Source organism: Ancylobacter vacuolatus, assembly GCF_030813595.1.
Classification (GTDB): Bacteria; Pseudomonadota; Alphaproteobacteria; order Rhizobiales; family Xanthobacteraceae; genus Ancylobacter; species Ancylobacter vacuolatus.
This window is the reverse complement of record NZ_JAUSUH010000012.1, coordinates 28,247-40,111: the sequence shown is the minus strand read 5'-3', so window position 1 is coordinate 40,111 and position 11,865 is coordinate 28,247. Positions and strand designations below refer to the sequence as shown.

The 11,865-nt window shown below is 66.1% G+C and carries 12 protein-coding genes; 7 read left to right on the top strand and 5 right to left on the bottom strand.

Annotated features, from left to right (window positions below; translation table 11 throughout):
* Positions 1 to 510, bottom strand: a complete 510-nt coding sequence (locus J2S76_RS20415) for a DUF305 domain-containing protein (RefSeq protein WP_307063539.1) — start codon at positions 508 to 510, stop codon at positions 1 to 3.
* Positions 511 to 724: 214 nt separating this feature from the next.
* Here J2S76_RS20415 and J2S76_RS20410 point away from each other — a divergent pair, with 214 nt between their 5' ends.
* The 6 genes from J2S76_RS20410 (at position 725) to J2S76_RS20385 (ending at position 7,070) form a co-directional block, all read left to right on the top strand.
* Positions 725 to 1,150, top strand: a complete 426-nt coding sequence (locus J2S76_RS20410; protein WP_307063536.1) for a nuclear transport factor 2-like protein — start codon at positions 725 to 727, stop codon at positions 1,148 to 1,150.
* Between the two features lie 347 nt (positions 1,151 to 1,497).
* Positions 1,498 to 2,262 carry an alpha/beta fold hydrolase gene (locus J2S76_RS20405; protein ID WP_307063839.1) on the top strand — a complete coding sequence of 255 codons (765 nt, stop codon included), beginning with the start codon at positions 1,498 to 1,500 and terminating at the stop codon, positions 2,260 to 2,262.
* Positions 2,263 to 2,703: 441 nt separating this feature from the next.
* Positions 2,704 to 4,320, top strand: a complete 1,617-nt coding sequence (locus tag J2S76_RS20400) for a GMC family oxidoreductase (RefSeq protein ID WP_307063534.1) — start codon at positions 2,704 to 2,706, stop codon at positions 4,318 to 4,320.
* A gap of 59 nt (positions 4,321 to 4,379) precedes the next feature.
* Complete coding sequence (locus tag J2S76_RS20395) at positions 4,380 to 5,153, top strand: response regulator transcription factor (protein ID WP_307063532.1); 774 nt, start codon at positions 4,380 to 4,382, stop codon at positions 5,151 to 5,153.
* Between the two features lie 62 nt (positions 5,154 to 5,215).
* Positions 5,216 to 6,457: a cytochrome P450 gene (locus J2S76_RS20390; protein ID WP_307063530.1), complete on the top strand. Its 1,242-nt coding sequence runs from the start codon at positions 5,216 to 5,218 to the stop codon at positions 6,455 to 6,457.
* A 184-nt stretch (positions 6,458 to 6,641) separates the two neighbouring features.
* Complete coding sequence (locus J2S76_RS20385) at positions 6,642 to 7,070, top strand: DoxX family protein (protein ID WP_307063528.1); 429 nt, start codon at positions 6,642 to 6,644, stop codon at positions 7,068 to 7,070.
* Positions 7,071 to 7,195: 125 nt separating this feature from the next.
* Here the strand turns inward: J2S76_RS20385 and J2S76_RS20380 are convergent, their stop codons facing one another.
* From J2S76_RS20380 to J2S76_RS20365, 4 genes are all read right to left on the bottom strand, one after another.
* A complete protein-coding gene (locus J2S76_RS20380; RefSeq protein WP_307063527.1) occupies positions 7,196 to 8,365 on the bottom strand; it encodes a GAF domain-containing protein in 1,170 nt (389 codons plus the stop codon).
* A gap of 221 nt (positions 8,366 to 8,586) precedes the next feature.
* The gene (locus tag J2S76_RS20375) at positions 8,587 to 9,378 is read right to left on the bottom strand and encodes an alpha/beta fold hydrolase (protein WP_370874804.1); all 792 of its coding nucleotides are present in this window, start codon (positions 9,376 to 9,378) and stop codon (positions 8,587 to 8,589) included.
* Between the two features lie 204 nt (positions 9,379 to 9,582).
* Positions 9,583 to 10,362 carry an SDR family oxidoreductase gene (locus J2S76_RS20370; protein ID WP_307063525.1) on the bottom strand — a complete coding sequence of 260 codons (780 nt, stop codon included), beginning with the start codon at positions 10,360 to 10,362 and terminating at the stop codon, positions 9,583 to 9,585.
* Positions 10,362 to 10,676, bottom strand: coding sequence for a nuclear transport factor 2 family protein (locus J2S76_RS20365; RefSeq protein ID WP_370874816.1), 315 nt, complete (start codon positions 10,674 to 10,676; stop codon positions 10,362 to 10,364). Before J2S76_RS20365 ends, J2S76_RS20370 begins: the two co-directional genes overlap by 1 nt.
* 108 nt (positions 10,677 to 10,784) lie before the next feature.
* On the opposite strand from J2S76_RS20365, the gene J2S76_RS20360 reads away from it, so the two are divergent.
* A complete protein-coding gene (locus J2S76_RS20360) occupies positions 10,785 to 11,708 on the top strand; it encodes a LysR family transcriptional regulator (RefSeq protein ID WP_307063520.1) in 924 nt (307 codons plus the stop codon).
* Positions 11,709 to 11,865 lie beyond the last annotated feature (157 nt).

The window sequence follows — 11,865 nt, the reverse complement described above, 5'->3', positions numbered from 1 at the left end:
CTACTTCACCGGGGCCGGCATGGCCGGCATCGTCATGTGGCGGGCGGATAGCGGGCTGGGCGACAAGGTGCTTTGGGGCATGGCGGAATGGTCATGGGCCGCGCCGGTCTCTGGTTGGGTCGGAGCCGGCGCGGAAGGCGGCAAGGGCTGGCCGAGCGCAAGCCGCATCGCGGCGATCTCCTGCTGTTGCTCGATGACGATCTCCTGCGCGAGGCGGCGCAGCTGGGGGTTCTGGCCGTAGCGCAGATAGGCGACGGCCATGTCGATGGCGCCCTGATGGTGCGGGATCATCATCGCCGTGAAGTCGGCGTCGATGTCGCCGGTCGGCGTCACCTCCATGTCCGCCATCATCTTGTCCATGGCGGCGGCATTCTCGGCGAGAAACGGCGATTCGGCGCTGGTTGTGGAAGGCTTAGCGGCGCCATGGCTGTGGTCGCCCGCCCCGGCCGCGCTGCCAGCCAGGCAGAGCGCGACCAGCACGCCGAAACGGGACAGGTGTCGTTGTCGCATGGGCTCTGCTCCTTTGCGTAGGATGACGCCTTCGGAAGGTGGGACTCGCAGCCGGCGCGATTATTCCGCCCGGGCGCGAATTTTCTCCGGCCCTTCGCCCTCGCCCCCGACGCCACCCCATCCGACGCGAAAATCGGAACGTGAGCCCTGTCCGGCGGAATAAAGCGGCGCGGCACGAGTCTCCCGGTGCAGGCCCCATTGGAGATCGAGGCACATGCGCCTTTCAACCCTCGCCGCAACATTCGTCTTTATCGCCGCTTCCGGCTCGGCTGCGCTGGCGGGATCTGCCGAAGATCTCGCCAGGTCGCGCATCGCCGCCATTGCCGGCGGCGACCTCGCGGCCGTGTCTGCGGCCTACGGGCCCGGCGCGACCCTGCACTGGGTCGGCGGCCCGCTCGACGGCACCTATAGCCAGCCGGCCAAGATCAAGGAGGTCTGGTCGAAGTTCTTCGCCGTCCAGGGCGCCCAGAAGGCGACCATCGCCGCGGCGGGGGAGGCAGCCAATCCCAAGGGCGGCACGGTCACGGCCGACATCACCTTCGCCGGCAAGAACACGGTCAAGGTGCGCTACGTGCTGCTCTATCGCGCCGACAGGCTGGTCGACGAAATCTGGCAGGTCAATCCAGCCGCGACGTATTGAGCGGGCTGATCGCGCAGGGGTGGCGATCATGGCCCCCCTGCGCGGACGTGCATCCATCCGTTTCTCTCGAAGAAGCCCCGGGATCCCTGCCCGCAGCGTCGCCACGACGATCGGTAGCCACAACCACTATTGCGACGACGGCTGAGCCGACAGCGCTCGCGCCAGCCTGTCCACCATCCCCGCGCGATGCCGATGGTCTTGCCCCCGCTCGGCACAGGGAAGGCTTGGCCCGACTGCCGCGCTGCATTGGCTTGGCTGGCAAGAACGAGAAGCGTTGCCGATCCCGGACAGAGGCCGCCCTGCGGACCTGCCCGCAAACCATCCAACCCAACCAAAGGAACTACGTCATGGCACTGACCCAGCTCTCGCTTTCGCTCGCCGGCACTCTGCTGATCGCCCTGGCCGCCACCGTGCCGGCCCGTGCCGCCAACCCGGTCAAGAACGTCGTCATCGTTCATGGCGCCCTGGCCGACGGCTCGGGCTGGCGCAAGGTTCACGACCTGCTGATCGGCAAGGGGTTCAACGTCACCATCGTGCAGCCCCCGATGACGACGCTCGACGCTGACGTGACGGCGGCAAAGCGGATCCTCGATCTCCAGGACGGCCCCTCGATTCTCGTCGGTCACAGCTATGGCGGAATGATCATCACCGAGGCCGGCAATGCCGATAACGTTGCCGGCCTGGTCTATATCGCCGCCTTCCAGCCGGATGCCGGCGAGACCCTTCTGGACCTCGCGGGGCAGACGCCCGCTGCGACGACGGGCATCAAGGCGACGGCCGACGCGTTCCTTTATCTCGACCCCAAGGTCTACGCCGCCGATTTCGCCGCCGATGTGCCCGCGGCGGAGGCCAAGTTCATGGCGCATTCGCAGGTCTTCCCGTCCAAGGTGGCGTTCGAGACCAGGATCACGCAGCCGGCGTGGAAGACCAAGAAGAGCTGGGCCCTCATCGCGACCGCCGATCGCGCGATCAATCCTGAGCTGATGCGTACGATGGCCAATCGCGCCGGCAGCACCGCGGTCGAGGTCGAGGGCAGCCATGCGGTGTTCATGTCGCGGCCTCAGGCCGTGGCGGATCTAATCGAGAAGGCCGCCAAGGCGTCCGCCATGTGAGAGCCTGCTGCCCCCGGTGCTGTCGGGGGCAGCACGTTCGGCGCAGAGACAGGCCAACGCGCAGCCATTGCAGGCAGCTTGGATCGTATCTCGGTGATCAATGGCGCGGCCGGCCTGCTGATCAGTCGCAATCACGCCGATGGCGGCCTTCCCCGCTCTCCGGGGCCAACGCTGGCACGCACTGACAGGGTGGACCGGCAAGGCACACGCCCAGGCCGAACGGCCGAGAATTCGACACCACAGCCGGCGTGAGCCGCGCCTGGCCACAGGCCGGGCGATGGCGGCGCACGGGCCGGCGCGGTCACGAGCGGGCCTCCGTCGTCAAGGCAGCGACGCCTTGTGGCCTCGCTTCGCGGCCGGCCGGGCCGATGTAGCACAAAGGCTATATTTGATTGATTTGATAAATTTGATACCACGTCGCTGTTCAAAGGAGTTTGCGACATGAGCGAGATGGACAGGGACGACGCGCTGGACTTCGCCAGACGGGCCGCCGAGAACCAGCACCGGCTGCGGGAACGACCTCCGGCGCAGTACAATTTCATCGTCTGCGGCGCCGGCTCTTCCGGCTCGGTCGTGGCGAGGCGCCTGGCCGAGAACCCCGATGTGGACGTGCTCCTCGTCGAGGCGGGGGGAGATGACGACGCGGAGACGGTGCTCGACCCGTCGCAGTGGCCGCTCAATCTCGGCAGCGCGCGTGACTGGGGCTTTCAGGCGACGCCCAATCCCCATCTCGACGGCCGAACTCTGTCGATGTCGATGGGCAAGGGTCTGGGCGGCGGGTCCAGCATCAATGTGATGGTGTGGGCGCGTGGGCATCGCAGCGACTGGGATTTCTTTGCCAAGGAGAGCGGCGATCCCGCCTGGGGCTACCCGGCGGTGCTCGATATCTATCGTGGAATCGAGAACTGGCAGGGCAAACCCGATCCGCATTATCGCGGCACATCGGGCCCGGTGTGGGTGCAGCCGGCGCGCGATCCCAGCCCGGTCGCGCTCGCCCTGCTCGATGCCGCGACAGAAATCGGCATCCCGCGCTTCGATCATCCCAATGGTGCGATGATGGAAGGCGCTGGAGGCGTCGCCCTCTCCGACATGCTGGTGCGGGATGGGCGACGCCACTCCCTCTTCCGCGCCTATGCGCGGCCCTGGATGGACCGGCCCAACCTGACGGTGCTTACGGGAACGACGGTGCGCCGGGTGATCTTCGAAGGCCGGCGCGCCGTCGGGATCGAAGTGGTTCGCGACGGACAGGTCTCGCGAATCTGCGCCAGCGCGGAGGTGATCCTTTCGCTCGGCGCCATCCATACGCCGAAGGTTCTGATGTATTCGGGTATCGGCGATGCCTCGGAGCTCGGGCGACATGGCATCACCGTCCGCCAGCATCTGCCCGGCGTCGGTGCGAACCTGCAGGATCACACGGCTTTCTGCTGCATCTGGGAGTACCGCGACGCCATTGCCCCGCGCAATAATGGGAGCGAGGCGAAACTTTACTGGAAAACACGTCCCGAGCTTGAATCGCCCGACCTGCTGTTCTGCCAGGCCGAGTTCCCGGTGCCGAGCGAGCGGACGGCGGCACGGGGTGTGCCCGCGCAGGGGTGGACGATGTTCGCCGGCCTGGCGCGGCCAAGCAGCCGTGGCCGGATTCGCCTCACCGGTGCAGATCCGCTTTCCGCGCTCGAGATCGACGCGAACATGTTGTCGGACCCCGCCGACATGGAATCGGCACTCGCCTGTATCGAGCTCTGTCGCGAGCTTGGCAATGCCCGGGCCTTCCAGCCCTTGGTGACGGGCGAGGCGCTGCCGGGTCCGCTCAAGGGCGAGGCGATGAAGCAGTTCGTGCGCGATTCCGCCGTCACCTACTGGCACCAGAGCTGCACGGCGAAGATGGGGCGCGACGAGATGTCGGTCGTGGACGCCTCTCTCAGTGTGTACGGGGTCGAGGGTCTGCGCATCGCCGATGCTTCCATCATGCCACGCGTCACCACCGGAAACACGCAGGCGCCCTGCGCCGTCATCGGCGAGCGTGCCGCCGGGATGATCCGCCAGACCTACGACCTCTGACGTCCTCGCGCGGGGCCGGCCACGAGGCGATGGCCCTGGCGCCCATTGTGGGATTGCCCATGAATCACACCCCTTCCACCGACTGGACGGCGGCAGCGCCGTCCGGTTCGGCCGCTCCTGCGCTGAACGTGCTGGTCGTGACCAGGGATCGCGATCTGCGCGAGCGCTTCACCACCTATCTTCGCACCCATGGTTGCGGTGCCGTCGGCAGGGCCGCCATGCCCACGGCCTCCCGGCTGCAGGCCGACGGTTTGAACCTCCTCGTGCTGGACGTGCAGCTTGAGCCCCTTGACGGCCTTGAGGTTCTGCGCCGGGTCCGCATGGAAACCGATATTCCCGTCATCATGATCACGCGCGCCGGCGGCGGCGGCGGCGGCGACTGTGTCACCGGGCTTGAACTCGGCGCCGACGACTATCTGAGAGAACCGCTGGACCCGCGCGAACTTCTGGCGCGCGCACGCGCCATCCTTCGGCGCCATGGCAGGGCGCACGCTTTTCCCCTGGAGTACCCGCGCGCCGGGTGGCGCTTCATGGGCTGGGAACTGCGGCGCCGGATACGGACCTTGAAGGATCCCTCCGGACAGATCGTCAAACTCTCCCGAAACGAATTCGCTCTGCTCAACATGTTTCTGCAGTCGCCACGCCGCCCGCTGTCCCGGCTGCAGCTCATGCGCGCGAGCCGGCCGCACGACGACATATTCGACCGAAGCATTGACGGCCAGATTCTCCGGTTGAGGCGGAAGCTGCAGTCCCCGCTCTCACCGCCGCAGATGATCAAGACCCATCGCGGCATCGGCTACGTGCTCGATGCCGATGTGGACCCGCTTTTCTGACCGGGGCTCCGCGATGTTCGCGGAAGTGCTCCAGCGCCCCTGGGCGAGATGAGAGTGAGACAATGAACGCCACGACTTTCGAGACCGACCTCCTTCACCTGCCGATCGACGCGATCGATGTGGCGCAGCCCGAACTGTTCAGACAGGGCTTGGCGCCACGCTATTTCGAGCGCCTCCGCCGGGAGGCTCCCGTGCATTACTGTGCGAATGGACTGTTCGGCGCCTACTGGTCGATCACGCAACACCGCGACATCGAGGCCATCGAGCTCGATTCGGAGACGTTTTCATCCGACCACCTCAATGGCGGCATAACGATCACGTCCAGCCCTGCCGATCCGCAGTTCTTTCCGTCCTTCATCGCCATGGATCCGCCGCGGCATGGGGAGCAACGCAAAGTGGTTGCCCCGGCATTTGCGCCGGATCGCCGGCGGTTTCTCGCGGATCAACTTCGCCTGTGGTCGGAGGAAATCCTGGATCAACTGCCGACCGGCGAGACGTTCGACTGGGTGGACCGGGTGTCGATCGAGCTCACGGCCCGCACGCTCGCCCTGCTGCTCGGTTATCCGCAGGAGCGCTGCCGCGATCTGATCCGATGGTCGGAAGCGATGGTCGCACTTCCCGGCAGTCCCGCCTTCCCGACCCTCGCGGACAAGATGCGCGTCATGCAGGAGTGCTTTGCCGCGTTTGACGCGATCTGGGAAGAACGGTTGAAAGACCCGTCCGGCGATGACCTGATCTCCAGGCTCGCGTCCGGGGCGCAAACGCGGGGCATGTCGCGCGCCGAGCTGCATGGCACTCTTCTGCTGCTGATAGCCGGCGGCAACGAGTCGAGCAGGAGCGCCATCACCGCCAGCATTGTCGCCTTTGACCGGTTCCCCGAGGAACTAACGAAGCTGCGCAAGCGCCCTGAGCTGATCTCCGGCCTCACCCCCGAAATACTGCGCTGGCAGACGCCGATTGCGCATATGCGCCGGACTGCCATGCGCGACGTGACCCTGGGCGACAGGACCATCAGGAAGGGCGACAAGGTGGTCTTGTGGTATCTCTCCGGCAATCGGGACGAGGGGGTTTTCGAGCGCGCCGAGAGGTTCGACCTCGGCCGCCCGAACGCGCGCCGGCACCTCTCCTTCGGTGCTGGCATCCATCGCTGCGTCGGCGCGCGCGTGGCCGATCTGCAGATAAAGATCCTCTGGGAAGAACTTCTGAAGCGTTTCGAGAGAATAGAGGTCTGCCATCCCCCTGTAAGATCGGCCTCGACCTTCATCCACGGCTATACCGAACTCGTGGTCAAGATACCGGGATGAGGCAGATCCGGATGGTCTTCCACCTCTCGCGAGGTCGCGACCACACGCCGGTAATGACCTGATCCTCGACCGGCAGCCAAACGCCGTCACCTCAATGCCCATCCGCAGCCGGATTACCCCGCTCTCGCCGGCGCATAGCGCTGTTTTCGAGGACGGCTGGATGAAACACGCGAAGGACGAACACATGAACGAGACGATGATGCGACTTCTTGATCGACCGGCGGTGAGCCTGCTCGCGCGCCTGTTGCTGACGGCGCCGTTCTGGTTGAGCGGGATCTCCAAGTCCCTCGATTTCAGTGGCGGCGTCGCCGAGATGGCGCGGGCCGGACTTGAGCCGGCCATCGGCTTCAACATGGCCACCATCGCCGTGCAACTGGCGGCCTCGCTGCTCATCATCAGCGGTCGCTATGTGTGGCTCGGCGCCGCCATGCTCGTCATCTTCACCGGGCTGACGATCCCGCTGGTCCATCACTTCTGGGCCATGACCGCAGAGCCCTTCCGGACGATCGCTTTTCACACAGCGACCGAGCATATCGGGCTTATTGGCGGCCTGCTCGCGGTGGCGGTTCTGTCCGCGCGCAATGAAGCGGATCACGCGAAGGGCCGCCGCTGAATCGGCGGGATGAAGGTCGGGCGGGTCGGAGCCGGGACAGCGGGTCGGAAGGGTATCGTGCGTTTTCCCGACCTCCGGGCGAAGCCGGCTTTGGGAGGTTCTAAGCCCTGCTGGGTGAAGGAAGCTCAGACCTGAACCTGGAGACGCGCAGGCCCGGCTGGGTCGACCGACACGCTGTGGCCCTGGCCAGGTGTCTGCCGCTCTGCCTTGCGAAGCGCGTCCCGCAACTGCCGCTCGATGGAGCGAAGCCGCACCTCGTCGGATGCCAGCGCCGCAAGCGCCAAGAGGGTCCGCCTCTCGCCGTCGTCCAGCTTGCGCGGCCGCCGGTCGATGATGCACAGCGACCCCACGGTGAAGCCCTCACTGTCGTGGACGGGGGCGCCGGCGTAGAAGCGGAAGCCGAGATCACCAGCGACGGCCGGATTGGCGGCAAAGCGCGGATCGCTCGGCAGGTTCTCCACCGAGAAGACACCCTTCTGCAGGATCGTATGATTGCAGAAGGCCCAGCTTCGCGGGGTTTCCGGCGTGTCGAGGCCGATGCGCGACTTGAACCATTGCCGCGTGGGTGTGAGCAGGGTCAACAGCGCGATCGGCGCGTCGAGATTGCGAGAGGCCAGCCAGGTCAGGCGGTCGAACGCTTCCTCGGGAAGGGTGTCCAACAGTCCCGAACGCTCGAGCGCCACCAGTCTCTGGCTCTCATTGAGCGCGATCGGAAACAGCGTCTCGGCGGGCGGCGGGGCCTGCGTGCCCGCATCGATCACGGACACACGCATCGCGGCGGCCGCCTGTTCGGCGGTTTCGACATGCACGACGCGGCTGGGCAGATCGGCGCTGGCGATCTTGCCTGCGACCGCGAGAATCCGGCTGTGGCCCAGCGATGGGTTGGCAGAGAGACTGTGCAGCAGCCTCTCCCGCTCGGCATCGGGCGGCTCAAGATCGACGATGATGGCGTGCGGCCGGACGGAGCCGATGGCAAACAGGGCCCGGTGGACATTGTCGAAGGCCTCCACCGTGCATTCGGCAATGCCGGCAAACAGGCGATCATAGTGGGCAAGGCGTTCGGACGAAGCGACAATGATGACGGTGGCGGACGGGAGCGGCGCGCCGGGTGCGCCCGGTGCGGGCCGTTCAATCAGTCCCATCACGTCCGCGCGGTAAACCCGGCGGTGCCCGCCCGGTGTCTTCCACGACGGCACGGAGCCGCCCTCGATGAGCAGCTGTGCGGTGCGGACCGACACACCAAGTATCCTGGCGGTTTCAGCCGTGGTCAGGATGTCCTTGTCCGTCTTTCCCATCGCTTCCCCACCCGCGGAGATCGGCGCACCACCCCGGCAGAGGCGTCGGGAAGGGGCGCGAATGTCGCAATATAGGGTGTGCAGCGAAAAAATGGGAGAGTCGCTGGATTTGATTGAAACGATAGCCGCCTGCGCGGTTGCCCGCCAAGGGAACGCCCCCGCCTTGTCGGGAGGGCGCCCGCTGAGGGTGCCGATCCCGACAAGGCGGCATCATCGACCGGTCACGGCTGCTTGGAAACCGTCCGCGCCGCCTTGTCGATCGTGTCGGCGACCACCTTGGGCTGGGTCATGAAGAGGGCGTGACTGGCGGAGACCATGGTGATGTCGGCACCGATCCGCTTGGCCATGTGCAGAAGCATCGCCTGGTCGAACGCCTTGTCCTCCGTCGCGATCACCGCCCAGCTCGGCTTGGAGCGCCAGGCCGCCGTCGTCAGCTTCGTGCCGAACGCTGAGATGTTGATGGGCACCTGCGAGTCCCGCATGAAAGCGACGTCCTGATCGCTGACGTCATGGGCGAAGCCCGCCTTGAACTTCTCGCGATCGACAAAGCCGAAGCCGTCTTCCGCCTTGTCGATCACGAAGTCCGGGGCCGGCGGGAAGCCTTCATACTGCTGGCCGGCCGTTTCTCCGGCATCGGGCGAGAACGCGGAGACATAGACCAGCCCCGCCACCTTCGGGTTGTCACCGGCCTCGGTAATGACCGTGCCGCCCCAGGAGTGGCCGACGAGAATGGCCGGGCCGCTCTGCCGTTCCAGTGCGCGCCTGGTGGCGGCGACATCGTCTTCCAGCGAGGTCAGCGGGTTCTGGACGATGGTGACGCGGTAGCCGCGCTTGGTCAGCTCGTCATAGACGCCGCGCCAGCCCGAGCCGTCGGCAAAGGCACCGTGAACGAGCACGACGTTCCTGACCGCCTGGCTCTGCGGGATGGGATCGGCCGCGTGCGCCGGCTCCATGCCGATGATGGCGGCGGCCGCAGCGGTGGCGGCAAGTATATTTCTTGTCTTGGTATTCATTGGTCTTCTCCTTGTCTTGCGCGATACCATTATCGGCAATTTCTGCTTGAAATTCAGACATAGAGAGCGCGCACCACCGCACTCGTGGAAATTATTGTCCACGATGACATTGCGTTATTTGGCGCTGTTGATCTCTATGGCTGATCGACGGCACAGGCCGCGCCGAAGGGGCCCGTTCTCCCCCGCTTCGTGCGCGCCCCGCGCCTAGGCGGTGGGAACCGTGCCGCCGTCTATGATGTATTCGGTGCCGGTGATCGCTGCGGCGCGGTCGGAGGCGAGAAAGGCAATCAGGCTGGCAACTTCGTCCGGCTTGGCCGGGCGGCCGAGCGGAATGCCGCCCAGACCGTCCATGATGATCTTCTTCCCGCCCTCATAGTCCGTGCCGGCCTGCTCGGCGAGGCGCTGAACGAGCCGTTCGGCGGCTTCCGTCTCGATCCATCCCGGCGCGACGCGAACCACGCGCACGCCCTTCGGGGATACTTCCTTCGACAGGGCCTTGCTGTAGGTCGACAGCGCCGCTTTTGCGGCGGCATAGGCCGTTGTCGATTCCGGGAGCGGCAATACGCGCTGGATCGACGAGACATGGATGATGACGCCGCTTCCGCGCTCGACCATGCCCGGGACGAGCTGCCGATCGAGGCGAACGCTGGGCAGAAGGTTGAGATCGAACTCCTTCTGCCATTGGGCGTCGGTCAACGCCGCAAAGCCACCTCCCGGCGCCGAGGACCCTCCCAGCATGTGGACGATGATGTCCACGCCGCCCAGGCGCCGGCGGGTCTCTTCGGCCACCCGCGCGCAGCCCTCCTCGGTGGTCAGGTCAGCCGCAACGAAGAGGTCTTCGGGCAAGTCCTCGGGGCGCACGCGGGCCGTCGTCAGCACCTGCGCACCCAGTTCGCGGAACAACGCGACGGTGGCCGCGCCGGCGCCCTTGGTTCCCGCCGTGATCAGGGCGCGCTTGCCGTCCAGGTTCAGGAAATCGGTCATCATCCGATTTCCAGCTCGACGATCTTGCCCTGCTCGATGGTGAACGCGAAATCGAGCGTCGCCGGGCTGTTGGGGAAATCGCCGGATACCAGCGCGCAGACGGAAACCTTGTCGCCACTTCCCGCCAGCTCGATAGGCGCGGTCACGTGGTGGGTCTTTTCCTTTGCCGCGATCCACCAGCGGCGGATGGCGGGGATCCCCTCATGGACGGCGCCCTCATCCCGCACGACCGCGCCGGCGGCAAATGCCGCCGCCAGCGCATCGGGGTCGTTGCGACGCTCGGCGTCGAAATAGGCCTTCACACTCTCTGGCATATCCATCGTTCGGCTCCTCACTGGGAATGTCTGATCGTGAGAATAGGGCTCGACGATTGCTCGCATAAGTGGGACAAAGCGGCATCTCGTATGGCGATTTTCGGGACAATGAACCGCGCGGGCCTGAGTGAACTGGACGCCATCATCGCGATTGCCCGGCGCGGGACCTTCCGGGCCGCCGCGATCGATCTCGCCATGTCGACCACCGCGCTCAGCCACACCGTCGGCAAGCTCGAGGCGAGCCTCGGCGTCCGCCTGTTCAACCGCACCACCCGCAGCGTCGCCTTGACCGAAGCCGGCAAGCTGTTCGTGGAACAGGTGGGGCCGGCACTGCAGGACATTCACGGCGCGCTGGAGGCGGTGCGCGCGAAACGCGAGACCCTGTCGGGAACGATCCGGATCAACGCGGCGCCCTTTGCCGCCCGCGCCATTCTCTCACCCCTGGTTCTGGAATTTGTTCGTCGCTACCCCGACATGAACGTGGATCTCGTCACCGAGGGGCGCTTGATCGATGTCGTCGCCGAGGGGTTCGACCTCGGCGTGCGCGTCGCCGGGCTGGTTCCCACGGACATGATCGCCTTGCCGCTCGGGCGCCCGCAGCGGCACGCCATTGTCGGGTCGGCCGACTATTTCGCCCGGCATGAGAGGCCGCGCGTTCCCCCGGATCTGTTCAACCACCGATGCATCCGCGTGCGCCTGCCGGACGGTTCGCTTTTTCGCTGGCGCTTCGAGAAGGACGGGGAGGCCGTCCAGATCGACGTGCAAGGCCCCCTCATCCTCGACGAAGCCAGCCTCGCCCGAACGGCGGTGCTGGAGACGATCGGCATTGGCTACTTCATGGAGCAAAGCGTTCTTGCCGACATAGAGGCCGGCCATCTGATCCGGGTGCTGGAAGACTGGACGCCCCCCTATCCCGGTCTCAGCCTCTATTACCCCGGCCGCCGGAATCTCTCGGCGGGCGTGAAGGCGTTCCTTGCCTTGGCGCGTGAGATGGCGGGCCGCCAGGGCACTGATACTGTTCCGCCGGTCTGACGCCGTGGATAGAGTCCGCGCGGTGGATGAAGACGCCGAATCCCTTGGCGCGACCGTACCGTTCTGTCGCGCAGAGGCGAGCGGCTGAGGGGCCGGGTCGCGCCGGCAGCGGGCGGTCGGCTGAAGGCCGAGAGCGAGCACCCCACCGGCCGGGCTC